The sequence below is a fragment of the Streptomyces sp. NRRL WC-3742 genome (assembly GCF_000720635.1).
Taxonomy (GTDB): Bacteria; Actinomycetota; Actinomycetes; order Streptomycetales; family Streptomycetaceae; genus Kitasatospora.
Window position 1 is genome coordinate 1 of the sequence record NZ_JOCF01000006.1, and the last position, 25,759, is coordinate 25,759.

28 protein-coding genes and 1 pseudogene are annotated in these 25,759 nt (G+C 71.8%); 7 read left to right on the forward strand and 22 right to left on the reverse strand.

What is annotated here, in order from left to right; all coding sequences use genetic code 11:
* The 3 genes from IH61_RS0105380 to IH61_RS0105390 form a co-directional block, all read right to left on the reverse strand.
* Window positions 1-1,531 (reverse strand): YcaO-like family protein (locus IH61_RS0105380; RefSeq protein ID WP_199823272.1); only part of this gene is annotated, 1,531 nt, incomplete at its 3' end.
* A 31-nt stretch (window positions 1,532-1,562) separates the two neighbouring features.
* On the reverse strand, window positions 1,563-2,042 hold the full coding sequence (locus IH61_RS0105385; protein ID WP_031065687.1) for a hypothetical protein: 480 nt from the start codon (window positions 2,040-2,042) through the stop codon (window positions 1,563-1,565).
* Between the two features lie 117 nt (window positions 2,043-2,159).
* Entirely contained in the window at window positions 2,160-3,194 is a 1,035-nt protein-coding gene (locus tag IH61_RS0105390; RefSeq protein WP_031065703.1) for a helix-turn-helix domain-containing protein, read from the reverse strand.
* Window positions 3,195-3,347: 153 nt separating this feature from the next.
* On the opposite strand from IH61_RS0105390, the gene IH61_RS0105395 reads away from it, so the two are divergent.
* Together IH61_RS0105395 and IH61_RS0105400 are read left to right on the forward strand one after the other, a co-directional pair.
* Complete coding sequence (locus IH61_RS0105395; RefSeq protein WP_031065706.1) at window positions 3,348-3,623, forward strand: hypothetical protein; 276 nt, start codon at window positions 3,348-3,350, stop codon at window positions 3,621-3,623.
* Window positions 3,624-3,670: 47 nt separating this feature from the next.
* Window positions 3,671-3,904 (forward strand): response regulator transcription factor, encoded by a 234-nt coding sequence (locus IH61_RS0105400; RefSeq protein WP_031065709.1) that lies wholly within the window; start codon window positions 3,671-3,673, stop codon window positions 3,902-3,904.
* A gap of 261 nt (window positions 3,905-4,165) precedes the next feature.
* Here IH61_RS0105400 and IH61_RS0105405 read toward each other — a convergent pair whose 3' ends face one another.
* Window positions 4,166-4,360 (reverse strand): DUF397 domain-containing protein, encoded by a 195-nt coding sequence (locus IH61_RS0105405; RefSeq protein WP_031065710.1) that lies wholly within the window; start codon window positions 4,358-4,360, stop codon window positions 4,166-4,168.
* On the reverse strand, window positions 4,357-5,184 hold the full coding sequence (locus tag IH61_RS0105410; RefSeq protein WP_031065711.1) for a helix-turn-helix domain-containing protein: 828 nt from the start codon (window positions 5,182-5,184) through the stop codon (window positions 4,357-4,359). Before IH61_RS0105410 ends, IH61_RS0105405 begins: the two co-directional genes overlap by 4 nt.
* Before the next feature lie 127 nt (window positions 5,185-5,311).
* On the opposite strand from IH61_RS0105410, the gene IH61_RS0105415 reads away from it, so the two are divergent.
* Together IH61_RS0105415 and IH61_RS0105420 are read left to right on the forward strand one after the other, a co-directional pair.
* Window positions 5,312-5,563, forward strand: a complete 252-nt coding sequence (locus IH61_RS0105415; RefSeq protein ID WP_031065713.1) for a hypothetical protein — start codon at window positions 5,312-5,314, stop codon at window positions 5,561-5,563.
* Window positions 5,560-5,805, forward strand: a complete 246-nt coding sequence (locus IH61_RS0105420) for a hypothetical protein (RefSeq protein ID WP_031065718.1) — start codon at window positions 5,560-5,562, stop codon at window positions 5,803-5,805. The genes IH61_RS0105415 and IH61_RS0105420 overlap by 4 nt, the downstream gene beginning before the upstream one ends.
* A gap of 925 nt (window positions 5,806-6,730) precedes the next feature.
* Here IH61_RS0105420 and IH61_RS0105430 read toward each other — a convergent pair.
* From IH61_RS0105430 to IH61_RS45620, 6 genes are all read right to left on the reverse strand, one after another.
* The gene (locus IH61_RS0105430) at window positions 6,731-7,222 is read right to left on the reverse strand and encodes a hypothetical protein (protein WP_051836308.1); all 492 of its coding nucleotides are present in this window, start codon (window positions 7,220-7,222) and stop codon (window positions 6,731-6,733) included.
* Between the two features lie 332 nt (window positions 7,223-7,554).
* Window positions 7,555-8,076 carry a phosphotransferase gene (locus IH61_RS50175; protein ID WP_078910855.1) on the reverse strand — a complete coding sequence of 174 codons (522 nt, stop codon included), beginning with the start codon at window positions 8,074-8,076 and terminating at the stop codon, window positions 7,555-7,557.
* Window positions 8,077-8,125: 49 nt separating this feature from the next.
* Window positions 8,126-8,845, reverse strand: a complete 720-nt coding sequence (locus tag IH61_RS0105435; RefSeq protein WP_031065724.1) for a G1 family glutamic endopeptidase — start codon at window positions 8,843-8,845, stop codon at window positions 8,126-8,128.
* Window positions 8,846-9,008: 163 nt separating this feature from the next.
* On the reverse strand, window positions 9,009-10,451 hold the full coding sequence (locus IH61_RS0105440; protein WP_037971701.1) for a PTS transporter subunit EIIC: 1,443 nt from the start codon (window positions 10,449-10,451) through the stop codon (window positions 9,009-9,011).
* Window positions 10,452-10,605: 154 nt separating this feature from the next.
* Window positions 10,606-10,872, reverse strand: a complete 267-nt coding sequence (locus IH61_RS0105445; RefSeq protein ID WP_031065730.1) for an RICIN domain-containing protein — start codon at window positions 10,870-10,872, stop codon at window positions 10,606-10,608.
* Window positions 10,873-10,888: 16 nt separating this feature from the next.
* Window positions 10,889-11,137, reverse strand: a complete 249-nt coding sequence (locus tag IH61_RS45620; protein WP_107057049.1) for an RICIN domain-containing protein — start codon at window positions 11,135-11,137, stop codon at window positions 10,889-10,891.
* A 129-nt stretch (window positions 11,138-11,266) separates the two neighbouring features.
* Here IH61_RS45620 and IH61_RS42550 point away from each other — a divergent pair, with 129 nt between their 5' ends.
* Complete coding sequence (locus IH61_RS42550) at window positions 11,267-12,415, forward strand: PD-(D/E)XK nuclease family protein (RefSeq protein WP_078910857.1); 1,149 nt, start codon at window positions 11,267-11,269, stop codon at window positions 12,413-12,415.
* Window positions 12,416-12,467: 52 nt separating this feature from the next.
* Here IH61_RS42550 and IH61_RS0105460 read toward each other — a convergent pair whose 3' ends face one another.
* The 5 genes from IH61_RS0105460 to IH61_RS0105480 form a co-directional block, all read right to left on the reverse strand.
* Window positions 12,468-15,260 (reverse strand): alkaline phosphatase family protein, encoded by a 2,793-nt coding sequence (locus IH61_RS0105460; protein ID WP_031065736.1) that lies wholly within the window; start codon window positions 15,258-15,260, stop codon window positions 12,468-12,470.
* A 93-nt stretch (window positions 15,261-15,353) separates the two neighbouring features.
* Entirely contained in the window at window positions 15,354-16,709 is a 1,356-nt protein-coding gene (locus IH61_RS0105465; protein ID WP_031065739.1) for an ABC transporter permease, read from the reverse strand.
* Window positions 16,706-17,653, reverse strand: a complete 948-nt coding sequence (locus tag IH61_RS0105470; protein ID WP_031065741.1) for an ABC transporter ATP-binding protein — start codon at window positions 17,651-17,653, stop codon at window positions 16,706-16,708. Before IH61_RS0105470 ends, IH61_RS0105465 begins: the two co-directional genes overlap by 4 nt.
* 187 nt (window positions 17,654-17,840) lie before the next feature.
* Entirely contained in the window at window positions 17,841-18,194 is a 354-nt protein-coding gene (locus IH61_RS0105475) for a zinc ribbon domain-containing protein YjdM (protein WP_031065744.1), read from the reverse strand.
* Between the two features lie 144 nt (window positions 18,195-18,338).
* Window positions 18,339-18,806, reverse strand: coding sequence for a DUF2000 domain-containing protein (locus IH61_RS0105480; protein ID WP_051836312.1), 468 nt, complete (start codon window positions 18,804-18,806; stop codon window positions 18,339-18,341).
* A 58-nt stretch (window positions 18,807-18,864) separates the two neighbouring features.
* Here IH61_RS0105480 and IH61_RS0105485 point away from each other — a divergent pair, with 58 nt between their 5' ends.
* Window positions 18,865-19,683, forward strand: coding sequence for a helix-turn-helix transcriptional regulator (locus tag IH61_RS0105485; RefSeq protein ID WP_031065748.1), 819 nt, complete (start codon window positions 18,865-18,867; stop codon window positions 19,681-19,683).
* Here the strand turns inward: IH61_RS0105485 and IH61_RS0105490 are convergent.
* The 6 genes and pseudogenes from IH61_RS0105490 to IH61_RS0105515 form a co-directional block, all read right to left on the reverse strand.
* Window positions 19,656-20,903, reverse strand: a complete 1,248-nt coding sequence (locus IH61_RS0105490; RefSeq protein ID WP_031065750.1) for an MFS transporter — start codon at window positions 20,901-20,903, stop codon at window positions 19,656-19,658. The genes IH61_RS0105485 and IH61_RS0105490 overlap by 28 nt on opposite strands.
* The gene (locus tag IH61_RS0105495) at window positions 20,894-21,409 is read right to left on the reverse strand and encodes a MarR family winged helix-turn-helix transcriptional regulator (protein ID WP_031065752.1); all 516 of its coding nucleotides are present in this window, start codon (window positions 21,407-21,409) and stop codon (window positions 20,894-20,896) included. Before IH61_RS0105495 ends, IH61_RS0105490 begins: the two co-directional genes overlap by 10 nt.
* Before the next feature lie 143 nt (window positions 21,410-21,552).
* Window positions 21,553-21,864 (reverse strand): annotated as a pseudogene (locus IH61_RS0105500) (GNAT family N-acetyltransferase); the annotation flags it as partial.
* A gap of 41 nt (window positions 21,865-21,905) precedes the next feature.
* Window positions 21,906-22,457 carry a cysteine hydrolase family protein gene (locus IH61_RS0105505; protein ID WP_051836314.1) on the reverse strand — a complete coding sequence of 184 codons (552 nt, stop codon included), beginning with the start codon at window positions 22,455-22,457 and terminating at the stop codon, window positions 21,906-21,908.
* A 46-nt stretch (window positions 22,458-22,503) separates the two neighbouring features.
* Complete coding sequence (locus tag IH61_RS0105510) at window positions 22,504-22,956, reverse strand: MarR family winged helix-turn-helix transcriptional regulator (protein WP_234327043.1); 453 nt, start codon at window positions 22,954-22,956, stop codon at window positions 22,504-22,506.
* A 90-nt stretch (window positions 22,957-23,046) separates the two neighbouring features.
* On the reverse strand, window positions 23,047-24,639 hold the full coding sequence (locus tag IH61_RS0105515; RefSeq protein ID WP_031065765.1) for an MFS transporter: 1,593 nt from the start codon (window positions 24,637-24,639) through the stop codon (window positions 23,047-23,049).
* A 134-nt stretch (window positions 24,640-24,773) separates the two neighbouring features.
* Here IH61_RS0105515 and IH61_RS0105520 point away from each other — a divergent pair, with 134 nt between their 5' ends.
* The gene (locus IH61_RS0105520; protein WP_031065770.1) at window positions 24,774-25,751 is read left to right on the forward strand and encodes a quinone oxidoreductase family protein; all 978 of its coding nucleotides are present in this window, start codon (window positions 24,774-24,776) and stop codon (window positions 25,749-25,751) included.
* Window positions 25,752-25,759 lie beyond the last annotated feature (8 nt).

The following is a 25,759-nucleotide window of genomic DNA, read 5'->3' on the forward strand; positions in this document are numbered from 1 at the left end:
CTGCGGACCAGCGCCAGGTGCCGGTGAGGGGGTCGGGGTGGCGGGCGAGGACGACGGGGGCGGGGCGGAGGGCGGGGGTGCCGAGTTCGAGGAGTTCGGGGGTGATGCCGAGGTGCTCGGCGGCGTGGGCGAGGGCGGTCAGTTCGGTGTCGTCGGTGAACTCCTCGGGGGTGATCCGGGTGACGGGGGTGGTGTGGCGGAGGGCTTTGCGCAGTTCGTCGTGGGCGAGGGCGGTGAGGAGCCCCCGGCGGACGGCTTCGGTGTGGGTGGAGCCGGCGCCGAGGCCGGCGGGGGTGGGCTCGAAGAGGTGTTCGCGGTTGTACGGGCCGAAGGGGCGCAGGGCGGCGACGGGGACGCGGTGGGTGCGGCCGTCGAGGAGGGAGATGGCCGGGGCCCAGGCGGTGACGGCCTCGGTGGGGACGTCGCTGCCGGTGGAGAGGCGGGCCGGGGCGACGGTGGGCCAGGGGGCGTCCGAGGGGGCCGGGGTGACGGGGACGGCCCGGGCGGCGTACACCTCGGCGGCCCGCAGCAGTGCGCGCTGTCGGGCGGCGGCGGTGTGGTGGAGGTCGAAGGCGGAGATCAGGCGGCGCCGGCCGTCCCCGAGGTCGACGGCGACGGTGCCGACCTTGAGCGGGCTCTGGGCGGCGTGGTCGTCGGGGAGGGGGGTGAGGACGGCCGGACGGGCCGTGCGGGCGACGGGGTGGTGGGGAAGGTCGAAGCCGAGGCGGTTGCCCAGCATGGCCGCCATCGGCCCGGTCCACGGCGCGGGTTCGGACGCCCGGGGGGCGTTGACGGCGCAGCCCCAGCAGCAGTCGGCGCCGGGTGCGGCCAGTGGGCCGATCGTGGCGCTGCGGCCGAAGTCCCAGGCGGGGAGGAGGGTTTGGCCCTCGGGGACGCCCTCGGCCAGGAGGCGGGCGATCCTGGTGGTGCCGGCGGCCACCACGGTGGGGTAGCGCTCGAGTTCGGGCCAGCCGGGTTCGGTGGCGGCGCTCAGCCCGGTGACGGTCACGGGGCAGCCGGCCTCGGTCAACTCACGTGCCTCGGCGATGAGTTCGGCGATACCGGGGCCGTCGGTGACGGCGAGGTCGGCGCAGCCGCTGCGGATGAGGCCCAGGGCGCAGGAGCGGGCGAGCGGGTCGTCACCGAGGACGGCCACCGGGGTGGTGCGGAAGTGCTGGAAGCAGTCGGCGTCGTGGTCGGGGGAGGCGATCGGGGCGTCGGCCTCGGGGGCGTCGGCGGGCGCGGCGTCCTGGGCGAGGCCGCGCTCGTACAGGTTCCTCACCAGCCGTACCAGCATGACGCGTTGGGCGGGGCGGAGGTCCCGGGTGAGGTCGGCGACGGTGGTGGCGCCGTCCAGGTGGGGGGTGGTGAGGGTGGCGAAGTGGTGGGCGGAGGGGCCGGTGAGGGTGAAGCCGCTCCTCGCGTTGTGGAACAGGACGCCGTCCGCCGTCTCGGTGAAGAGGACGTCGCGGCGCAGGCGGGGCCGGGTGTCGGCGATCCGGTCGTAGGCGGTGGTGGGCGTCGTGGTCATCGCGTTCCCGCTGTTCCTCTCGTTCCCGTGGTCAGCGCTGGGAGGGGACGGAGAGCACGCCGTAGCGGGCGTCGGCCGTGCCGGTGACGGTGTACTGGGCGTCCGGTGGCAGGTAGAGCAACTCGCCGGTGCGCAGGCGGATCCGGCGGTCCTGGCCGGGGCGGTGGGGTAGCCGGAGAGCGATGCCGACCGCCCCGGCTCCCTGGAGGAGGAGGGTGCCCTCACCGGTAGAGCGCTCGCCGGTAGTGCCTTTGCCGGCAGTGCCTTCACCGGTGGTAGTGGCGGTGCCGGGGCCCGGCGGCCCGGCGGCCACCACCTGTTCCAGCAGGACGGCCAGCTCGCGGCGCAGCAGGCTCAGATGGGCGTCGAAGTCCCCCCGCAGGCCAGGCGGTTCGCTCTGCGGCCAGAGCACGGCGGGCCGCTGGACGCGGCGGCGCTCGGCGAGGAAGCCAGCGATCTCGCGCAGGTAGTGACCGTCGCCCGGCTGTTCACCGGCTTCGCCCCACTGCATCGGGTGCCCTCCTCACGTCTCCCGGGTCGTGTCTGTGGGAGTCATGGTGGGCGCGTGTCGGGGGGCCTGCCAGTCACGTATTTCCGGTCACTCGTCCGCCGGTCACTCGTCCGCCGGTCACTCGTCCGCCGATCGCTCCTCCGGGAGCAGCCCGGCGCGTACGGCCGCCACGCCCGCCTGGAAGCGGCTCTCGGCGTTCAGCTGCTGCATGATGTCGGCGATGTGCCGGCGCGTGGTGCGCAGGGACATGCCGAGTCGTCGGGCGATGGTCTCGTCCTTGATCCCGGCGGCGAGCAGTTCGAGGATCGTCTCGTCGAGCTCCTGGGCGACCTGTTCCAGCCCGTCGTCGGCCGCGTCGGCGAACGGGCGGGCCTCGGCCCAGGTGTGCTCGAAGAGCTCGCACAGGTACGCCACCAGCGAGGGCTCGCGGATCGCGACCGCGCCCGAGGAGCCGTCCTGCACGGGGACGAAGGCCAGTTCGCGGTCGAAGACGATGAGCCGGCCGAAGAGCTGGTGGGCGGTGCGGTACTGGCCGCCGAGGCGGGAGGCGGCCGCCACGTACGCCTGGCTGGGGCCGTTGAACCGGGCGGTGTGGTGGTAGAGGGTGCGCATCCTGACGCCCCGGCCGAGGAGGGCGCGGTCGCGCACCAGCGCCTCCTCCATGGCCGAGGGCACCCGGCTGCCGCCGCCGGGCTGGCTGGCCAGCACTTCGAGGGTGCAGTCGTCGGAGGCGCGGTTGAGGGCGGAGCGGACCTCGGGCAGGCTGGCGATGACCTGGACGCCGGTGCCGGAGCAGCCCGCTCCGCAGCTGTTCTGGTAGACGGGAGCGAAGTCGGCCAGCAGGGCGCGGGTGCGGGCGAGTTGCTCCTGTTCGGCCCGGATCCGGGCCTCCACCGGGGCGGCCAGTTCGGTGACGGCGAGTTCGGGGGCGACGGCATAGCCCGCGTCCGGGTCGTCCGGGTCCAGGAAGACGAGGCGCAGTGCCACCAGCCGTTCCAGCGAGGCCCGGGCGCGGTCGACGGGGAGGTTCAGGTCGTGGGCGAACTCCTTGACGGCGGTGCGCCGGTGGCCCAGCACCCAGGCGTACACCTGCCGGTCGACGGGGTCGACCGACGGGCGCGCACTCGTGAGGTTTTCGGTGAGGTTGTCCATCTTTCTCCCCCACTCCCTTTCCTGCCGGACACGTTGGTGAGGTCGGATGCCCCTGGTGAGCCCTACGTGATCATGAGCAAACTGGTGCACAGCACCGGAGATCCACGTGAAAAGAGGGTCGGAGGTTTCGGCCCGGTTCCCAGGAGGACGCACATGAAGCGCTCGATCATCGCAGGTCTGGTCCTCGCCGGGCTGCTCGCGGGCGGGGCCGCCGTCTCCGCGTCGGCCTCCGCTTCCGCGCAGGACGCGGGTCGCAGCACGGTGGCGGACACCTCCTGGGGCGGCTGGGTCTGCCCGCCGAACGCGACCACCGACATCTGCGGCGGTCAGCACCGCTTCCCCCACCCGCCGGGGGCCGCCGTCGAGCTCGACCGGACGGCCGGCAGCGGGCGTCCGATCGGGACGACGGACACCTCCTGGGGCGGCTGAGCCCGTTTCCCGCCCGGACCGCCGTCCCGATCCCGCAGGGAGTCGTCATGCCTCAGACCGATTTTGCCGCCGCTGCCCCAGCCCTGACCGAGCGTGAGCACCAGGTCCTCGAGCACCTCGCCGACGGCGCCACGTACCAGGCCATCGCCCGCCGGATGAACCTGAGCCCGCACACCGTCGACACCTACCTGCGGCGCATCCGTGGCAAGACCGGGGCGGTCAACCGCACTCAGCTGGCGCTGCTGGCCTTCTCCCTGGGGCACGGTCCGGCGAGGGGGTGAAGCGGTACGGGTGAAACCCGCGCATCATCAGCTGTGTTGGGAGTTGTCCCACCGTCCACCCCCCACCCCCGGGCACGCCGTGTGCCGCCGGTCCAAGGCGGCACACGGCGCTGATGGAGCAGGGTGAAGTATCAGTAGAGAGCACTGGGCCAGGCACGCCGCTCCGAAAGGGCACCGTGGCACAGGAAGTCGACGACGTCGACTTCCTGCGCCACCCACTCGGGCACATCGCCGCTGGGCGGACCCGGCGATTTCGAGCGCTCAGGCGTCGCCGAACTCGCCGGCCTGGACGGCGGCGACGAACGACTGCCAGGAGCCGGTAGGGAAGAAGAGGGCAGGGCCCTCAGGGTCCTTGGAGTCCCGAACGGGGACGGCGTTGGTGAGATTGGCCGCTACCTCGACGCATGCGCCGCCGTTGTCGCTGTAGCTGGACTTGAACCATGCGGGTTCGGTCACTGGATTTCCTCTCGCACCTTGCCGATCAGCGCCACAGATGGGGCCTGCGGTAGCGCCTCTACCTGTAGATGATGGTAGGCCGTGAGCAAGGGCTGTACCTCGGCGGGATCACGCTCGAACCAGCCTTGCTGGGCAGCCTCCGAGTAGGCAGCTACGGAGCGGTCGGGTAGCACGGGCAGGTAGACCGGAAGGTTCAGACTTCGTGCCTCGCCCATGGAGAACGGGGCGATCTGCAAGGTCATGTGAGGAAGCGCGGCTATCTCAACCAGGCGGTCGAGTTGAGCTGCCATGATCTTACGGCCGCCGACAGTGCGGCGGATGCAGCTCTCGTCGAGGATCGCATACAGCTGCGGCGCGGGCTGCCGGGCGAGCAACTTCTGGCGTTCGGCTAGAACTCGGAGTCGTTCCGCCGCCTGGTCCTCCGTGATGCTTCCTCGGTTCACCGCTGCCGTTGTCAGCGCTGTGGCGTACTCCGGTGTCTGAAGTAGGCCGGGGATGATCCCGATTTCGAACATCCTGAGCTCCAGGGACTTCGCTTCCTCTGCAAGGTACTTGCCGAAGCCCTGCAACAACGAGCTTGTCCTTACGTCCATGAACAGGTTTGCGAACTTGCTTCCCGTCTCGAACGTCCGATCAACCTGCCGCGCAAAGCGCAGGGTTGGCGGCTTTCTGCCAGTTTCTACGGATGAGATATGTCCCGGTGAATAGCCGGTTCGTGTCGCCAGCTGATCTTGCGACATCTTCAACGCTTGTCGCTGCGTCCGTAGTTGGGCACCAAAGGACGCTTGTGGTGAGCTGTCCGGCGTGAGCGGCTTGATGTTCACGCGGCCCCATTTCTTTCCGGTTCGCAAGGTTGAAGGCGCTTTGAGCGTAGAGGAAAGTGTGTCTCCCCGGTAGCGAAACCGCTACGGAGAGGAGTCTGCTGTGCCGCGCAAATGTACCCCCGCATCCTTGGCCAAGCCGAAGCACTATCGGCCCCAGATCGGCGAGTTGGTCAGGGACGAGACGACCGGCGAACACGTCGTCCACATGGAAACGATCGGCGGGCGCGCCTACATCCGTCCGCCGGGCGGCGGCGTCGAACGCGACGTCGACGCCGGCAAGCTCAGGGAACTGCCGGGCGGGCCTGGAGTGGTGGTGCACATCGTGCCGGACAGGCTGTCCGGCTTCGTCAGCGCCGGGGACGGCGAGGTCAGCACGTGAACGGCGCGAGCGAGTGGGCCATCTCGGTGGACCCCACGCCGGACGAGCCGGCCGAGTACGTCCTCGTCTGCATCTCCGAGGCCGAACCCGGCGCAGCCTGCAACGAGTCCTCGGGCAGCCTGAACAGTGCCGAGGCATACGGCGATTGGGCCGGACAACACACCGGCGCCCACCTCGACCACCGGAAGTACCGTCTCGTGGCCGAAGTGCCGATGCGGGTGTTCCAGGGCGTGACGCTCTGACCTCCGCCGTGCTCCTCCTCGCCGGACTGCACGCATCAACCGTGCTCGCCCTGGCCTTCGCGGTGTTGGCCCACTCGGTGCCCTGTGCGCGATCAAGGGTGCCCGATTCCCCGACGGCCTGATCCAAACTCCCACCACCGCAGCACACATACTCATCCTCTGCGGCGGCGGGACCCAACCCCGTTCGCGTGACTCGTTGGCGTGATGCCGCGCACGGGACCCGGCGAGGCTCCTGCTCCCCTCGCCGGTCGCTCCAGGGATTGTGGGCATCCTGGAGCAGCCGCCCTCTGCCACCACCCCCCTGTGGCAGAGGGCGGCATCACTTGTGCCACGTGACGACGCCAGGGCTGTCCCGTAACTGCCCGCAAGATCCGCCTGGAGTCGCAAGCGTGCCCGGACTTCGGGGCCTCTGGATGGGGCAGGGGACTGCTGAGAGACTGCGGGCACGGGATCTTGGGGGAGTCTTGGACCAGCGGTTTTGTCCCTGGCGGAAGCTGCCCACGGCGAAGCGGTGGGCAAGCCCCCGAACTGCTGAGGAAACAGGTCGAGTTCATGGACGCTGTCTACATGGATCTCTGGCCCGGCCAGCGGCGAGGAGCGTGAGCACTCGCGCGACTACGAGACGCTGCCCGCCGTCCACGGGCAGATGGTGCTGTGGTCGACGACGATGCTCATGAGCCGGCGGCCAGCCCGTCGGCAAGCGTGAACCGACCGGGAGCCGGCTCGGCGGCCCAGCCACAGTGCGCGAGCCGATTCATCTTCGACCGCACGTCCTCCACGCTGGCCGAAACCGGCTCCGGCCCGAGGGCGACGGTGATCTCCTGGCACGTCATGACAGCCGAGCACGGCCAGTTGCCGGGCCGGCTTGCGGATGAGGCCGCAGGTCAGCCGCACGACGGAGCGAGGTTCCAAGCCGAACCAGGTGTCATCCGTCGACCGGGTTGAGTTCGGTACCGTCATCGATGGGGACCCCCTCGCCCGGGGCAGGTAGACGCGGGAGGACGAAGTCATAGCCTGCGGCAGCATGGCCGCCACCGCCCGGACAGCTGCCCTTGTCCGGGTAGCCGTCGAAGAACATCGCCTGGCACTTGCCGCAGAAGCGCCAGGCATCCTGGGTGAACGCCCCTGCGGGCACGTCGTGGGGGAGCGCGAAGTTGAAACCCGCGGCTGCGTGGCCGCCACCGCCCGGACAGCTGCCCTTGTCCGGGTAGCCGTCGAAGAACATCGCCTGGCACTTGCCGCAGAAGCGCCAGTCCGGCTGGGTTGTCGGCGTAGCCCCTTGGTCGTGCGGAAGGCTGAAGTTGTAACCGGCCGCAGCGTGGCCGCCGCCACTGGGGCACCGGCCCTTGTCGGGGTAGCCGTCGAAGAACAGTTCGTGGCACTGTCCGCAGAAGCGCCAATCAGTCTGTTGTGGCATCTCGCTCTCCTTCGCTGTTTCCCGTCCGTCGGGGACGGGATCCATGCGGGAGCGCCCGCCTGTCCGGTTGCCCGGCGACGGAATCCGCTGGTCGCGATGGTTTGAGAATCTGGCGCGTCGACGTCAGCGCAGCCAGTTCCATGATATTCCTTCCGGCGGGCGGTGCCTGCCTGGGCGGTACGGGCTGATGGGCGGTGAGAAGCCGTTGTCGTACCGATCCTGTTGGGCGCCCGTTCGAGTGCGGTGAATTGGCCACGTGATTTCCGACTCCGACGTGCATGAAGGCGGGGCGTCCTGTCCAGTTCGGGATTGTCGAAGTTCGAACGACCTGGTCACGAGGCACTGTGTGGCAACCTTGCGGTCCCGTGTCTACGCGTTCGCGTGACGCTGGGGCGCGCAGGGGCTGCTGGCCGAGCCGCACAACCGGTTGCGGGGCCTGGTCCGTGAGGACGTCGGCCGTGATGCGGAGCCGACCGCTGCCGTCGTCGACTCGCAGTCGGTGCGGGCCGCTGCCACGGGCCCGTCATCCTCTCGGGGCTACGACGCGGGCAAGAAGGTGCCAGGGCGCAGGCGGCGGCGAACACCTCAAGGCGGTGGCGGCGGTCGGGTGGCTGCGGGTAGCGCAGCCACCGCAGGCACATGGCATCGTCGCGGAACGGCACCGTGTACTGGAGTGCGTACGCGACATCGTGCAGCCGTGGCGCCGGACGCGCGTGATCCCCGTCGATGATCCCCACTGGCCGGGCGCCGCGCCACACGGTGTTCCATGAGCCGAAGTCCCCGTGACAGATCACTTCGTCGCCGACGGGCCCGGCGGTGGTGTCGGCCTCCGCCGGCTCTGGGAGGTGCCGCAGGGGCTGGGGTGCCGGGGCGGCGGGGGGCCGCCCCGGCGGGGGAGGGGGGTTACTGGTGCAGGTACGTTTCGGTGAAGCTGGTGCCGCTGGAGCCGAGTGCGCTGGTGCGGGCCTCGTAGGTGCCGTTCGCGCTGGGGTCGAGGGCGACCGGGCCGAAGGAGCCGAGGGACTTGCCGTTGACGGTGGCCGAGGTGAAGCTCAGGGTCCCGAAGTTGGGGTAGGACCCGGTCGGCGACTCGATGATGACCTCACCGCTGACCCGCTGCGCGGAGAGGGACTTGGTGGTGCTGAAGCTCCAGCCGCGCGAGGAGTCGGTCAGCTTGAGGGTGTACCGGCTGCTTCCCGCGTAGGTCACCGATGCGGTGATGACGTCGCCGACGGACACCGGGTAGGTGCTGGAGCTCAGGTAGACCGGGTTCGCCGGGTACATCTCGTACCACGCCTGGTTCACCGGGCTGCCGCTGGAGCAGTCGGTCGCCACCCCGGTCTGCTCCACGGTGGAGGAGCCGTACCCGTCGATGCCGACCCACGGGGCGTAGAGGTCGTTGGTGGAGTTGCAGGTCGCGCGAGGCTCGGTCCACGTCGCCGAGACCGAGGTGAAGCCACTGCCCGTGGCGACGTAGCCGCCCCAGTTGTAGCCGTTGGTGTTGTACTGCAGCGGGCGGAACGACAGCCCCTGCGCGGCCGCCGCAGCGGTCGGTGCGGTGGGGGCCACGAGGGTGGTGGCCGCTGCCGCGAGGGTGGCGACGCGTATGAGGAACGTGCGCATGCTTGCTCCTTCGTGGGGGACGGGCAGGCGTCTCTCAGGCCGCTCCGGGCTGTGGGGGCCGTGGAGGGGCGGCAGCCAGGATCGCCGAACTGTCATGAGCCGGGCAAGGGGCGCAGGGCGAAGGTTGGAGAAGGGATTGCCTTGTTGAGTAACGGACTTGACGTTAGAGGGGAGGCTGCGACGGCCCGTGGTCCCGCTCTGGCGAGTTGAGGTCGGCGAGCATGGACGGGGTGAAGCCGAAGGCGTAGGTGAGGGCGCAGGAGGACAGGGCTGAGGCCAGCCAGCCGGTGGTGTAGATGAGGACGGCTGGGCCGATGCCGTGGCTGCCGTTGAGGAGGGGGAGCAGGACGAGGCCGGAGGGGCCGATGGCGGTGGAGCCGGTGGTCAGGCCGAGTTGGGCGCAGAGGCCGACGAGGCTTCCGCCGATGGCTGCGCCGATTCCGGCGGTGATGAAGGGGCGGACGAGGGGGAGGGTGACGCCGTAGATGACGGGTTCGGCTACGCCGAGGACGCAGGTGGGCAGGGCGGAGCGGATCACTCGGCGGAGGGAGGGGTTGTTGCGGGCGCGGAGGTAGACGGCCACGGCGGCCCCGGCTTGGCCGCCGCCGGCCATGGCGAGGATCGGGTAGAGCACGCTGAAGCCCTGCTGGCCGATGAGGGTGGCGTGGATGGGGATGAGGGCTTGGTGCAGGCCAAGCATGACGAGGGAGGCGAAGGTTCCGGCGAGGACGATGCCCGCGCCCACGCCCGCGCGTGCGAGCAGCCAGGTGGCGCCGTGGCCGATGCCGTCCGCGACGACCCCTGCCAGCGGCATCAGCACCATCAGGGCGGCCAGGCCGGATACGGCGACGGCGAGGGTGGGCACCAGCAGCATCTGCAGGGCCTCGGGCACGTGCCGCCGCGCCCAGCGTTCGACGGCCGCGCAGAGCACCGCCGCGCCGAGAGCACCGAGGACGCCGCCCTGGCCGGGCTTGAGGTGGCCGAAGAGGGTGTGGGTGACGTTGACGACGCCCGGGTACACCACGATCCCGGCCACCGCGCCGCCCAGGACGGCCGTACCGCCGAATACTTTGGCGGCGTTGTAGCCCGCGAAGACGGCGATGAGGGACATGAAGCCCTGGGAGAGGGCGGTGGTGACGGGGACGACTCCGCTCAGGGCCTGCCAATGGGTGGACAGGTAGAGGGAGTTGAGGAGCCCGCCGAGGCCCGCGATGACACCGCAGGCGATCAGGGCGGGGATGAGGGGGACGAAGACCTCGGCGATCCGGCGCAGGAGGAGTTTGGCGGGGGTGGCGTTGCGGCGGCGGTTGGCCTCCCGAAGAGCCTGCCCCCGCGCGGTCGGTCCGGCCTCCCGGACCAGTTCCTCGAAGGCATCAGCCACCGGCCCGACTGCCGCCGGGCCCAGGATGATCTGAAAGGTGTCGCCCTGCACCACGCCCAGGACGGCGGGGTGTTCGGCGATGCGCGGCACCTCTAGGAGGCCCGGGTCGGCGAGGCCGAGGCGCAGGCGGCTGATGCAGTGGGCGACGGAGGTGACGTTGCCGGGGCCGCCGACCAGGGTGAGCAGGTCGCGTGCGGTCTGGGCGTGGGTGCTGGGCTGCGGCATCCGGAACCACCTTTCGGAGGAGGGCCCTTCGATGCTGCTCCCCGCACCCGCCCGGCGCCAGGAGTGTGAGGACACCGGCGGGCCGTCGCGCGCGACACACGGCGAAGGAGGGGCCGTCCCCGGCCGGGACAGCCCCTCCGTCAGTGCGGGATCGTCAGAGGATCTGCTTCCAGAGCTGGTTGTTCCCGTAGTTGTACGGCCACTGGACCATCTGAGTACCGTTGGCGCCACTGCCGTTCGGGTCGTCGATCACCAGCCAGCTGTTCTTGTTCGTGATGGTTCGCAGACCCGTGGCGGGATCCATCCCCGAGATGACCCACTTCTGGTTGTCACCGCCGTTGCACGACCACTGCTGCAACCTGGTTCCCTGGGACTTGCTGCTGAAGGGAACGTCCAGGCAGTCCCCGGACTGGTCGTTCACGAGCGTGTAGTACGAGTCACTCGTCGGGTAGACGTGCCACTTCTGGTTGGCGCCCCCCCCAGCAGTCCCACTGGTCGACCGGCGCGCCGTCGTTGCCATTGCCGTTGGGAACCTCCAGGCACTTGCCGCTCGCGTTGTTGGACAGGTACGTCCAGTACGTGGCGCTCGCCGGCGAGGCGCCCACCAGCGCCATCGCCGCTGTGACCGTGGCGGCCGCGGCCAGTGTTCCGGCGCGGAGCGCCACCCGGCTTGAAGACTTCTTCACTTGAGGTTCTCCTCAATTCATGATCCCCCGTCGGCCGTAAGTTCAGGCCGCGAGCCCAGAGCACTGGGCGTTGCAGACCGTATCAAACGATCTTCCTCACCAGGACATTGATTTTTGGATACTGGGGGGATGGATGGCGAGGGTGGGACAGCGGAGGCGGTGCTCGCACTGCCGCGTTCGCGGCGGGGCGGGGGCGGGCCGAGCCCGCTGGAGGTGCTGGGGCGGCGGCGCCACGAGGACAGCCACGAGCGGTACCTGGCGTTCCTGCTGGACCCGAGGCAGGTGCACGGACTGGGCGCGGGGCTGCTGGGCGCCCTGCTCGCGCTGGCGGGCAGGCCCGAACTCGCGGACGACCCCCGGCTCGTACGGGCCCGGGTGCACCGGCAGGTGCGGGGGGCGAAGAGCCGACCGGATCTGATCGTCGTGTGGCCGGGCGGCACGGTCGTCGTCGAGCTGAAGGTGGACGCGCCGGAGGGCGACGAGCAGACGACCCATCAGGGCGACGACTTCGCGGACCTGTACGAGCCCGTCTTCGTCTACCTCACGCCCACCGGTCGCCCGGCGGGGGACGGGAGGTTCCGGCCCGTCTCCCTGCGGGACCTCGCCGGGCACCTGGCCCGGCTGCTCGAAGCGGCCGGGACGACGGCGCCGGGGCGCCGGCACGCGGACGACTACCTCAGTGACCTGGAGAACACGGTGGGCATCAGCACGGACGACGATGACGACGCCCGGCTCTGGATGACGCACAGCGCCGCGCTGCTCGCGGCGCAGGAGGCGACGAGGCGGCTGCTGCGGCAGCTGGCCGGACGGGTGCTGACGGAGTTCGAGGGGCTGGCCGCCGAACTGGGGGAGGGGGTCGGTGCGGTCTCGGTCGACTACGAGGCGGTGGGGGAGCGTCTCCACCCGGAGACCGCCGTCCTGCTCTGTCGGCCGCAGTGGCTGGACGATGGTGGGCCGAGGCTCGGGTTCGGGTTCGGCGTGCGGCGGCGGACCTCGGAGAAGAACCCCGGGCCCGACTTCGACGAGCCGAACCTCCGGCCGTTCCACGGGATCTACTGCACCGATCCGGACGTGTGGCCGGTGCTGAAGAAGCGTTTCGTGTCGACGACGTGGGGTGCGCACTGGGTCTGGTGGGAGGACCTGCCGCTCACCCCGCACCCGGCAGGTGTCGGCTTCCTCGACCACAACGGCCCCGCCGTCGCCGCGCTCGTGCGGGACACCTGGCAGGAGCGGGCCGCCACCGTGGACGCGATCTGGGCCGAGCACCGGACGGCGTAGACGGCGCCGGGCCCGGGCGCGCGTGTGCGCACCCGGGCCCAGGGGGTTCGCGTCAGCCGTCGTTCTCCGCCGACGGGATGTAGGCGCCCGGGACGTCGTTCGGGGCGAGGATGCCGGACTCGCCCGGGTAGGGCTGCGTCCAGTTGTGGGTCTGGTACCAGGTCAGGTGGTTCATCTGCGCCGGGTTGGCGCGGTCCGGCTTGGCGTTCGGGCCGGTGAGGTGCTGGTCGTTCTTCCACTGCTCCCACTGCGCCGCGACGCCCTGCTGGGAGGCCGGCGGGGCGACGGTGGTGGGCGCCGGCGCCGGGGCAGCGGCAGCCCGGTTGGTCGGGGCAGCGGCCGGGGCGGGCACGTCCGGGCCGCAGGAGGGCTGGGTCTTGAGGCCGTCCGTCAGCGAGGTCCGGTTGGGGACGGCGTTGAACGGGGTGAAGTCCGGCTTGTCCGTGAAGGCCGTGGCCATCGGGGTGGCCGCGCTGTCCTTCTGGTTCATCGGGTGGACGCCGAGGATCTGCTCGATGGTGCGGATCATCGTGATCTGCGAGTAGTAGCGGCTGTCCACGGCGCCGTGCTGCGCCCACGGGCTGACGACCTGGATCGGCGCGCGGTGGCCGTCCACGTGGTCCAGGCCCGCCTGGGAGTCGTCCTCGACCACGAAGATCGCGGAGTCCTTCCAGTACTCGCTGTGCGAGATCTCGTCGATGATCTTGCCGGTGGCCAGGTCGTTGTCGGCCACGGAGGCGGCCGGGCTGGCGGGGCCGCCGGTGTGGTCGCTGGAGAGCCAGAGCATGTTGAGCGCGGCGGGGCCGTTCTGCTCGAAGTCCTGCTTCCAGATCTGGTAGCGGTACATGTCCGGCACGTCGAGGTCGAACAGCGGGTAGCCGGGCACCGAGACGCTGTTGAGCGAGGGGATCGGCGAGGAGGAGTTGAGCGGGTAGGTGGTGGGCTTCCCGGTCGCGTCCATGGTCTTGGCGTCGCAGTACAGGTTCTGCCAGGTGGCGCCGGCCGGCTTGGTGACGGACTTGTGGAACTCGCCGAAGTCGCGCACGTCCTTGCCGGCGGCCTGCACCCCGGTCCAGAGGAAGCCGCTGCGCTGGTGGCCCAGGGCGTCGTCCTCGGTGTCGTAGCTGCGCTCGTACTCGCCGGCCGAGGACTCGGTGTACTCCGGGTTGTCCGCCTGCATCAGCCAGTTGTGGCCCTCGGCGGAGTTGGTGCCTATGTCGTACGTGTTGTCGTAGACGCCGAACTGCCGGGCCAGCGCGTGCTGGTTGGGCGTGACGGCCTCGCCGAACTGGGCGAGCTTCGGGTCGCCGTTGCCCTTGCCGAGGTCGCCGAAGAGCTGGTCGAAGGTGCGGTTCTCCTTGACGATCAGGAAGACGTGCTTGATCGTCGACGGGTCGCCGATGCGCTCCGGCACCGGGACGGCCTTCGCGCGACGGCCATTGCCGTTCTCGCCGCCGTTCCCGTTGGCGGTCTTGACCGAGCCGTTGGTCCAGCCGTTCTGCCGGAAGACCTTGTCGGTCTGCGAGCGGATCTCCTTGTCGCTCGGCAGGGTGAACCAGGTCAGGCTGGAGGTGGTGTCGTGGGTGTTGTGCGCGCCGGTGGAGTTGGGCCGGCGGGCGTCGATGCCGCGGGTGTTGGAGACCAGGACCCGGTTGCCGACGGTGGCGATCTCGGCCGGGAAGTAGTCGGTGGGCAGCAGGCCCACGTAGCTGACGGGCTCCTGCGCGCTCTTGAAGCGGTAGACGGCCACGGCGTTGGCGCGGCCGAGGGTGACGAGGAGCCGGCCGTCGTCGGTGAGGGTGATCGCGGTGGGCTCGTAGCCGACGGACGCCTCGGGCCACGGCTTGGTGGAGATGCGCTGCACGACCTTGTCGTGCTTGGAGTCGATGACCGACACCTGGTCGGAGCCGGTGTCCGCGACGAACAGGACGCCGTTCTTCCCGTACAGGGCGGTCGGGTGCAGGCCGACGTCGATGGACTCGACGGGGGCGTTCTGGTCCTCCAGCTCGATCACGCTGACGGTGCCGCTGACGGCGGCGCCGGTGTCGAGGTCGGCCGGGACCTGGGTGCCGTAGGAGTTGAGGGTGTCGTCGCCGGCCTCGGGGGTGCGGCCGCCCTCGTTGCCGACGTAGAGCTTGTTGCCGACCTGGGCGAGCTCGCGCGGGGCGTTGCCCACGGCCCAGCTGCGCTTGATCTCGCCGGTGGCGGCGTCGATGGCGACCACGCGGTTCTGGCCGTTGACCGCCGCGTACACCGTCTTGCTGTCGGCGGAGAAGACCGCTCCGGAGGCCAGGGCGTGCTTGTCGCCGTCGGCCGCGATCTTCACCTCCACGGGGTCGGCGAGGGTGCCGTCCGCGGTGACGGTGAAGCGGGTGTAGCCGTCGAGCTGGCCGAGCCACAGCTGCTTGCCGTCGGGGGAGTAGACGGGGGCCGCCTGGCCGACGGACTTGCTCTTGATGCGCAGCTCGTCGACCTTGTTGGTGCCGGCGCGCTGCTGCACCTTGTTGGTCTTCAGGTCCACGATCACCAGCGAGGCGTCGCCGTCCGCGACGGAGGCGGCGAGGTGGGTGCCGTCCGGGCTGACCCGGGAGGCCATGATCTTGCCGGAGTTGATGACCAGCCGGTCGCCGTAGGGGGCGAGGTACTGGTCGCCGGAGACGAGCAGACCGTTCTCGTAGACCTGGCCGACCTGGTCGGTGCCGAACTGGCCGGTGGCGGCGAAGGCGGTGCCCGTCGCGACGCACACCGCGGTGATGCACGCGGTGGCGAGCGTGGCGCGGCGGCCGATTCGCCGTCCGAAGAGGGCGTGGGACTCCTTCTGGACACGACGGCGCGTGACCTGCATGGCGTCATTCCTTCTGCGTGGAGGGGGGAAGCGGGACGGTGCGGGGAGTACGTTCAGGAGGCGGTGAGTACGTTCAGGACGTGGCGAGTACGTTCAGGACGTGGCGAGCAGCTCGATCTGGGCGTCGAACTGCCACAGCGGGTTGGGGGCGTCGCCGGTCGGGGTGTGGACCAGGAAGTAGCCGTTCACTTCCTTGGGGCCGTCGCCGTCGGCCGTCACCCGGCCGTCGGAGGTGATGTTGAGCTGGTAGACGGCCGTCCCGGGCGCGGGGGCGCCGGGCAGGTGCCAGGTGACGGTGCAGCGCCAGTCGTTGCCGGGCCCCTCGGGCTCGACCTGGCCGTCGCCGCGGTCGCAGGCCGTGGAGACCTTCAGGTCCGCCTCGGTGACGGCCGGGCGGTGCAGCTGCTCGGTCTGGAGACGGTAGAGGTGGGCGAAGACGGTGGAGACGTCGTGCTGCACCTTCGCCTGGGTGACGCCGTTTCCGCCGCCGTCCTCCAGGGGCGCGGCGACGGCGACCGCGGCGGTGGTCAGGGCCAGCAGGCCGGCCAGTGGCAGGACCCCGAGGGTGAGGGTGCGCCGGCCGACGCCGTCCTCGGCTCCGTTGGTGAAGTCCCGGCGCAGGAAGATCAGGTAGGCGGCGGCGGTCGCCACCGCGGCCCAGACCAGGCTCACCGCGACGGAGATCAGCAGTTCGTCCAGCCTGGCCGGATCGGCGAACAGGCCGTTCCAGGAGACGAAGGCGTACCCGGGCAGGGCGAGCCGCAGCGGGACGGGCAGCGGCAGCATCTGCGCGAGCTGCATCGCCACCGCCGACAGGGCGGGGACGAGCAGGCCCATCGGGGAGCGCCCGAGGAGGACGGAGCCCAGCAGACCGAGAGCCGCCAGGGCCAGGGTCGGCGCCAGCGCGCAGGCCCAGGAGAGGAACACGGCGCTCGCGGCGTCGGAGGAGGCGAGCAGGTGGCCGTCCACGCCGACCAGCGGCTCGTCGCCGACCGCCGCCAGGCCGCCGGCGGTGCTGGAGAGCGCCAGGCCCATGACCAGCAGGACGAGCACGGTGGCGCTGGCCAGCGCCTTCGCCACGAAGATCCGGCGCGGCGAACGGACCGTCACCAGCAGGTGCCGCCAGGTGCCGAGTCGGTCCTCGGCGGCGAACACGTCGCCCGCGACCACGGAGGTCAGCAGGGGCAGGGCCCAGGAGCCCGCGAACCCGAGGACGACCAGCGGGCCCGCCCAGCCGGTCGCGTGCATCCAGCGGCCGAACAGGGTGTCGGAGGGCAGGACGTCCTGCTGGGCGACGGCGGCGGTGAACAGGCCGGGGGCCGTCCAGCAGGCGAGCATCAGCAGGCGCGCGCGCCACTGGGAGACGAGCTTGACCAGCTCGAAGCGGTAGACCCGGGGGGTGGGGACGCGCTGCGGCCGGGCCGTGGGGACAGTCGCTACGGCGGTCATCGCCCGCCCTCCTGCTGCTGGTCGGTCAGGGCGAGGTAGGCGGCCTCCAGCGGGGAGGTGACGGGAGCGACCTCGCGCACCCGGACGTCCGCGCGCACCAGGGCCCGCACCAGTTCCTCGACGGCGGGCGCGGTGGCGCGCACCACCAGGGCTTCCGCGCCGCGCCAGGCTCCCGACTCCTCGAGGACGGTGACCCCGGAGGTCCCGGCGGCCACCCGGCGGGCGGCCCGCGGGTCGGAGGTGAGCAGGCGGTGGGCGAGGCGGTGGCTGTCGGTGGCGAGCTTGCCGAGCGGGCCGGAGAAGCGGACCCGGCCGGTGGCGAGGATGGTGACCTCGTCGCAGAGGGCCTCGAGGTCGTCCATGCGGTGGCTGGACAGGACGACGGTCACGCCGTCGGCGGCGAGGCGCTGGAGTGCGGTGTGCACATGGCGCTTGCCCGCCGGGTCCAGGCCGTTGGACGGCTCGTCGAGGATCAGTAGCCGGGGGTCGGTGAGCAGGGCGGCGGCCAGGCCGAGGCGCTGGCGCATGCCGAGGGAGAAGCCGCGGACGCGGTCGTCGGCGACGTCGGTGAGGCCGACCTGGGCGAGCGCCTCGTCGATGCGGCGGCCGGCGCCGTCCTGCCCGCGCAGCGCCGCCAGGGCGGCGAGGTTGCGGCGGGCGGTCAGCGACGGGTAGAGCCCGGGGCCGTCCACGAACCCGGCCACGCCGTCCGGCGCCTCCGAGCCCCGGCCGACCGGTCTGCCCATGACCTCCAGCTCGCCCCCGTCGGCGACGGCCAGCCCGAGCAGCAGCCCGAGCAGGGTCGTCTTCCCGGCACCGTTCGGCCCGGCCAGTCCGTGGATCCGGCCGGGCGCGAGGGTGAGTTCGATGTCGTCGAGTGCGATGACGTCGCCGAAGCACTTCGTCAATCCACGTGCCCGTACGGCTGGTTGTGTATCGCTCATGGCCCCTTCTCGCAGTCCATCACGGAAGGTAGGGCCTGGCCGGGGAGCGGACAGGAGCGGCCGGTTGAACACCGAGGGAACTCCCGGCAGTTCGAGCAGGAAGTTGTGCCGCCCCGGCGGGCGATACGTTTCAGGGCGCTCAGGCGCTCAGGCGCTCAGGCGGTCAAGCGGTCAAGCGGTCAAGCGGTCAAGCCTTCTTGACCACGCTCGACTTGAGCTGCATCGCGCCGAAGCCCTCGACGCGGCAGTCGATGTCGTGGCCGTCGACGCCGTCGATCAGGCGGATGTTGCGCACCTTGGTGCCCGCCTTGATGCCCGAGGTGCTGCCCTTGACCTTGAGCGCCTTGATCACGGTCACGCTGTCGCCGTCGTTCAGCACGTTGCCGACCGCGTCCTTGACGACCTTCTCGCCCGCACCGGCCGCGGAGCCACCCTCGGTGGGCGCCCACTCGTGGCCGCAGGACGGGCACACCATCAGGGCGTCCATCTCGTAGGTGTACTCGCCCTGGCACTGCGGGCACGGAGGAAGGGTGTCGCTCATCGGGGCTCCTGCGTCGTTACGGTCGGCCGCCGGTCGGGAAGGTTCGGGCGGCGGGCAGCACGCAAGCATCTAAGAATGTGAAGAACTTTTCAAATCGCTCATCCGGGCGGGGTCGGGTGCGGACGGTGACCGCGCGGGTGCCGGTCAGGGGTGCATACGGGCGCCCTTGAGGGCCTTGTCGACGGCGTTGCGGGGGCCGTGGAGGGCGAGGCCGACGAGGTCGAGGGCGTCGGTGGGGACGGCCCGGACGGCGGCGCGGTTGTCGCGGTCGTTGTTGGTGGTGAAGAGGTCGGCGGTGAAGACGGCGGTGCGCAGCGAGCGGGTCAGGGCGCGCCGGTGGGCGGCGGCGAGGGTCTCGGCGGCGCCCTCGAGGACGAGGACGGGCTGGCGGAACATCGGGTGGTAGAGGGTGCCGTCGGCGTCGAGGTAGGGCTCGCCGATCAGTTCGGGCAGGGCGGTGCCCAGGCCGCTGACCAGGAAGGCGGTGACGTTCAGCCGCTGCCAGGGCTCGAGGTCCTCGCGCAGCAGGACGGCGATCTTGGTGTCGAAGCGGACGGGCTCGGTGCTCGTCGCAGTGCTCATGGTGCTCGTCGCGGTGCTCATGGTGCTCATCGTGCTCATGGGGTGAGACTGCGGCACGGCCGGTGGCGCGGTCTTGTACGTTCTTCGCATGGTGCCGCGTCAGGAGGTCTCCGCCTGGCGCCCGGCCGTCCCGGGCGTCGTCGAGGTGCTCCACGCCCGCTTCACCGAGCACCGGTACCCGATGCACGTCCACGACGCCTGGACGGTGCTGATCGTCGATGACGGCGCGGTGCGCTACGACCTGGACCGGCACGAGCGCGGCACCCCCGGCGGGACGGTCAGCCTGCTGCCGCCGCAGGTGCCCCACAACGGCTCGCCCGCGACCGCGCAGGGCTTCCGCAAGCGGGTGCTCTACCTCGACATGACGCAGCTGGACGCGCGTTTCATCGGCCCGGCGGTGGACGGCCCGGACTTCGCGGACCCCCTGCTGCGCCGCAGGGTCGGGCAGTTGCACGCCGCGCTGGCCGAGCCGGGGAACGAGCTGGAGGCGGAGAGCCGGCTGGCGTTCGTCGGCGAGCGGCTGCGCGAGCGCCTGCGGCCGGGGCTGGTGCGGGAAGCGGGCCCCGCCGGGCACGATCTCGCCGGGCGCGGTCTCGCCGCGGACCTGCGGGACCTGCTGGACGCGCGGCTGCCGGGGGCCCTCACCCTGGAGGAGGCGTCCGGACTGCTGCACGCCCACCCCGCCCACCTGGTACGGGTGTTCAGCGCCGCGTACGGGATCGCGCCGCACCGGTACGTGATGGCGCGGCGGGTGGACCTCGCGCGCGGGCTGCTGCTGGGCGGACGGCCGGCGGGGGAGGTCGCGGCCGAGGCCGGGTTCTACGACCAGTCGCACCTGACCCGGCACTTCAAGCGCGTCCTCGGTGTCACGCCGGGCCGCTACTCCCGGGCCGGGCGCAGGGGCTGAGCGGCGGGCCGCAGGGCCGGGGTGGTCGTGGCGACCAGGGTGACGGCGGCGAGGCAGAGCAGCCCTCCGCTGACGAGGGCGGTGGCGCCGGAGGTGGCGTCCGCGACCAGGCCCCCGCGCAGGTTGCCGAGGTCGGGGCCGGCCTGGCCGACGATCTGCTCGGCCGCGCTGACGCGGCCCAACAGCTCGGCGGGGGTGTGGAGTTGGACGATCGTGCTGCGGGAGACCACGGCGACGGTGTCGGCGGCGCCGGCCAGGGCGAGGAAGCCGAGCACCGGCCAGCGGCCGGGCGCCAGGCCCGCGAGGGCGAGGGCCGTGCCCCAGGTGGCGGAGGCGGTGAGCATCACCACGCCGGGGCGGGGGAGGCGGGTGAAGGCGCCGGAGAGCAGGGAGGCGACCAGGCCGCCGACCGCCAGGGCGCTGAGGAAGAGCCCGAGGGTGCGGGGGTCGTCGCCGAAGCGCTCGGCGTTGATCAGCGGGAAGAGGCTTATCGGCATGGAGAGCACGGTCACGGCGAGGTCGGTGACCAGGGCGCCGCGCACCACGGGGGTGCGCAGGAGGAAGGCCAGGCCGTCCGCGACGCCCCGCAGGCCCGGGCGCGCCGCCACGTCACCGCTGCTCGGTACGGCGGGCAGGCCGAAGGCGCCGTAGAGGGCGGCGGTGAAGGTGAGGGCGTCCACCAGGTAGCAGGCGTCGACGCCGTACCGGCCGGCGATCAGGCCGCCGAGAGCGGGGCCCGCGAGCATCGAGACCTGGAAGGAGAAGCCCTGCAGGGCCAGTCCGGCGGCGAGCCGGTCGGCGGGCAGCAGGCGGGGGAGGAAGGTGCGGGCGGCGGGGCCGCCGCCCGCGACGAAGCAGGACTGCGCGGCGACCAGCGCCAGCACCCCGGCGACGGGCAGGCGGCCGAAGAGGGCCTGGCCGGCGAGCAGCAGTGAGCAGAGCGCCTGGCCGGCGGTGGTGAGGAGGAAGAACCGGCGCCGGTCCACCCGGTCGACGAGGGAGCCGGCGAACAGTCCGAGCAGGACGATCGGCAGGGCGCTCGCCAGGCCCACCGCGCCCGTCCACGCCGTGCTGCGGGTGGACTCCCACACCTGGACCATCACGGCGACGGTGGTCATCCGGGTGCCGAGGCCGGAGAGCGCCTGCCCGGCCCAGAGCCGCCGGAAGGCGGGTGAGACCCGTAAGGGGGAGAGGTCGAGGAGGCTGCGGCTCAGTCCCATGACGGGTCCTCGGCGAGCTTCTCGGCGATCCGGTCGTGGAAGCTGCGGCGGGCCAGCGCCTGCTCGATGTCGGCGACGACCCGGCTGAGCGGGTACGGGATCTCGGCCTCGAGCTCGGCGAGGGCGGCCTCGGTGGCCCGCCACTCGGCGGCGAGGCGGCCGACGACGGAGCGGGCCCGGTCGGTGAGCGCGACCTTCTTGCTGCGGGCGTCGTCCCCGGGGACGGTCCGCACCCAGCCGGCGGCGCGCATCGCGGCGACCTTCTGGCTGAGCGCGGAGTGGGTGCGGCCGACGGACTCGGCCAGTTCGGTGATGGTCATCGGCCCGGCGGCGTGCAGGCGCAGCAGCTCCATGACCCAGCTGGCCTTGAGGCCGGCGGTCCCGCCGGTGCGGGCCTCGGCGTAGAGGCGGCCGATGTCGGCGTCCATCGATGCCTGGAGGAGGCGCAGGGGGCGCCAGAGGCTCTCGTGGGTGGGGTCGGGCGGGGAGGGGGCGTCCTGTGCCATGGCCGCATCGTAACAGGACTTATATAAGTGCTGTCACGATGCGGCCGGTGCGTGTCGGCGACGGGTGCTTCGGACGCCCCGGAGGCCCCGGATGCCCGGGACGCCCCTCGGTTGTCTCAGGCGTCTCGGACGTCTCGGACGGATCAGAGGCCGAAGCGGGCGCGGTGGCTGGTGGGCACCAGGTCGGTGTACTCCGGGTGCTTCTTGATCCACGCGCGGATGTAGGGGCAGTACGGCAGGACGGCGAGCTTCTGCTCGCGGGACGCGTCCAGCGCGGCGCGGGCCAGCTGGCTCGCGAAGCCCCGGCCCTCGAAGGCGGGGTCGACCTCGGTGTGGATGAAGGCGATCTCGTCGCCGGAGCGGTGGTACTCGGCGAAGCCGGCCAGGGCGCCGTCCTCGTGGATCTCGAAGCGGGACTTCTCGGGGTTGTCGGTGACGAGCTGCGCCATGGGATCGCTCCTGGGGGAGGTGGGGCCGGGTCGCCCGTCATCTTAGTTTAAAAATCAACATCTGTCGCGCCGCCACCGAACGCGTCGGCCGGGACGATCCTGACGCCGAACTCCCGCAGCGAGGCCAGCGAGGCGGCGTGCGCCGGGGCCGAGAGGGCGGAACAGGCGTCCTCCACCACGGTGACGGGGTAGCCCAGCAGGCGGGCCGTCCGGGCGGTCTCGCTCACCGCCCACTCGGTGGCGATGCCCGCCACCACCACATCCTGGGCGCCCAGGCGCTCCAGGCGCTCGGCGAGGTCCGTACCGGCGAAGGCGTCGATCGCGTACTTGGTGACCACGCCGTCACCCGGCCCGGCCTCCAGTCCGGCGGCGAAACGGTTGAAGTGCGAGTCCGGGCCGCCGTCGCTGCGGTCCAGCCGCGCGTGGCGGACCAGGACCACCGGCCGGCCGGCGGCCGCGAAGGCGTCCTTGAGCCGGACGGCGGAACGCACCACCGCCTCGCCCGGCAGCGGGGCGACCGGGCGGTCCACGATCCACTGCTGGAGGTCCACCAGGACCAGGACGGAGCCGGTGGCGGGCGAGGCGGGGGTGTCGGTCATCGCTGATCCTTCGGAAAAGGGGCCTGGTGCCTGACGCGGCACCAGGTCAGTCGGTACGGCGCAGTGCCTCCGCCGAGCGCTCCAGCAGGTCCCGCAGCTGGGCCTGCTCGGCCGCCGAGAGGGCGTCGGCCAGCCGCTGCTCCACGCCCCGGGCCAGGGCGTCGGCCTTCCTGGCCAGCGCCCGGCCGGAGCGGGTGAGCCTGGTGACCAGCACCTTCTGGTGGAGGCTGGAGGTCTCGCGGCTGATGAGGCCCTTGTTCTCCAGGTTGGTCAGGATCGTCGTCATGGTCTGCGGCGTGACCATGCACTCCCGGGCGAGCTGCGCCCCGGACATCCCGGAGGACTGCTGCAGGACGAGCAGGGCGACGTACTGCGGGACGGTGAGGTCCACGGTGCGCAGCGCGCGGGACTTCTCGGCGATCAGCGCCTGTTCGGCCCGCTTGATGGCGTGGCCCAGGCGGTCGTGGAAGTCGGGCTGGTCGGTGCTGTGTTCGGTCAAGGTGATCGCCTCCCCGGCCCCCGAGTCTGATTGTTCGGGCCTTAACATACATCAGTGGGCTGATGGGCGGCCAGGCGTGCGGGCGGCGTGTCAGCGGCCGGCGGTGACGGGCGAGGGCTCGGATGCGGGCTCGGCTGCGGGCATCTGGGTGGGCGTCGCCGCCGGCTCGCGGTCGCGCAGCATCAGCGCGATCAGCGGCGCGGTGAGCGCGGCCACCGCCGCCAGGACCCAGAGCACGGTGCGCAGCGCGTCCGTGTACCCGTCCGCGAGGAAGGTGTGGAACGCCTCCCGGCCGGCGGCGGCGACGCCCGACTCCGGGCCGGCCAGGTTGCCCTGGGCGACCTTGGCGGCCAGGCCGTCCGGGTCGCCGGTGTACGTGCTGCCGTACGCGGCCAGGCCGTCGGACACCTTGGAGCCGACCAGGCTGACCAGGACGGATCCCATCCCGGCGATCGCGACGGCCTCGCCCGCCAGGCGCATGGTGTTGAACATGCCCGCCGCCATGCCGGCGCGCTCCGGCGGGACGGAGCCGATCGCCGCGCCGTCCAGCAGGCCGAAGGAGATGCCGACGCCGGTGCCGATCACCAGGAACGGGCCGACGAGCCCGGCCACGCCGATGCCCGGGTGGACGGTGGTCAGCCAGGCGGCGCCGCCGCCGACCAGCAGCAGGCTGCCGGCGAGCAGGGTGCGGACGGGCACGGTGCGGGCGAGGTGCCCGGCGACCATCGGGAAGACCAGCACGGGGGCGGTGAGCAGCAGCATCACGCCGCCCGCCGCCGAACTGCTGAATCGGCCCGCGCCCATCAGGTAGGAGGGCAGGAAGACCAGCAGGCAGACGAAGCCGAAGGCGAGCGCCACGGGCACCACGCAGATCGCGGTGAAGCGGCCCCGGGTGAACAGCGCGAGGTCGAACATGGGCCGCTCCTGGCGCAGTTCGACGACCACGAAGAGCGCCAGCAGCAGCGCGGAGCCGGCCAGCAGGCCCAGGGTGGCGGCGCTGGTCCAGCCCTGCTGCGGGCCCTCGACCATGGCGAGGGTGACCAGGGCGAGGGCGCTGGTGAAGGTGACGGTGCCGCCCCAGTCGACGCCCCGGGCGCCGGGGTCGCGGGACTCGGCGAGCCTGGGCAGGGCGGGCAGCAGGGCCAGGGCGATCGCCGCGTGCACCAGGAAGACGGACCGCCAGCCGACCGCCGAGACCAGCACGCCGGAGGTGGACGGGCCGAGGGCGAGGCCGACGCCGAAGGAGGAGCCGAGGACGCCGAACGCCTTCGCCTGGGCGGGGCCGGAGAAGGTGGAGGCGAGTACGGCGCTGCCCGCGGTCAGGACCGCCGCGGCGGCCAGTCCGGCCAGCAGCCGGGCGCCGTCGAGGAGGTAGATGTTCCCGCTGAGGCCGCTGACCAGGGAGCAGAGGCCGAACAGGGTCATGCCGAAGGCCAGCATCCGGCGGCGGCCGACCAGGTCGGCGAGGGCGCCGCAGGCGAGCATGAAGCTGGCGAAGGCCAGGTTGTAGCCGTTGACCACCCACTGGAGCGGGCCGAGGCCCGCGCCCAGGTCGCCGGCGATGTCCGGCAGGGCGACGGACGCCCCGGTGAGGGAGGCCGGCAGCAGTCCGCCGGCCAGGCACACGACGGCGAGCGTGGTGCGGGGGTGAGAGGTCCAGTTAATATCAGGGTTCGAACTCATGACAGAGGACGTTAGGTGTCCGGCTCGGACTGAGTCAAGGGTGAATTTTGATTCTGATCAGTGGTCCGATGTGTATACGAGGTCTGATACTGTCCTGCCTCGACCGAGCTCCACCGCAGCCAGGAGGCTTATCCATGCGTGCCATTCGCTTCGACACCTACGGCGGGCCCGAGGTCCTCACCCTGGTCGACACGGCCGTTCCCGAGCCCGGGCCGGGCGAGGTCTCGATCGACGTGACGTACGCGGGCGTCAACTTCGCCGAGGTGATGTTCCGCCGGGGCCAGTTCGAGCCCGGCACCCCGCACGTCCCCGGGCTGGAGGTGACCGGCACCGTCCGTGCGCTCGGGGAGGGCGTCACCACCCTGCGCCCCGGGCAGCGGGTGGCCGCGCTCACCCTGGCCGGCGGCGGGTACGCCGAGGTCGCGGTGGCCCGCGAGCGGCTGACCGTCGCCCTGGACGGGGAGTTGGACGCGATCCCGGCGCCCGTGGCCGCCGCCTTCCCCTGCAACCTGCCGGTCTCCTGGGCGATCCTGCACGAGGTGGCCCGGGTCCGCGAGGGCGAGAGCGTGCTGGTGCTGGCCGGCGCCGGCGGCGTGGGCAGCGGCGCCGCGCAGATCGCCCGCCACCTCGGCGCGGGGCGGGTCTTCGGCGCGGTGGGCAGTGCCGCCAAGCTGGGGCCGGCCACGCGCTTCGGCTACGACGAGGTGCTCACGTACGAGGAGTTGGAGCGCCGCATCCCCGAGCTGACGGACGGTCAGGGGGTCGACGTCCTGCTGGACTCCGTCGGCGGGCCCGTCCGCGCCCGGGCGCTGGACCTGCTGGCGCCGCTCGGCCGGCACGTGGTCTACGGCAACGCCTCGCAGCAGGACCACACCTACGAGGCCAACCTGATGTGGTACACGGCCAAGACCGTGGCCGGCTACAACATCGGGGGCCTGGCGAACCGGCGGCCGGACCTGGTGCACGGCCATCTGGTCGAGTGCGCCCGGCTGTTGGCCTCGGGCGCCGTCCGCATCGAGACCACCGAACTGGCGCTGGAGGACGTGGCGAAGGCCCACGAGATCCTCGAACGGCGGGACTCCACCGGCAAGTTCGTCCTGCGCGTGAGCTGAGGGCGAAC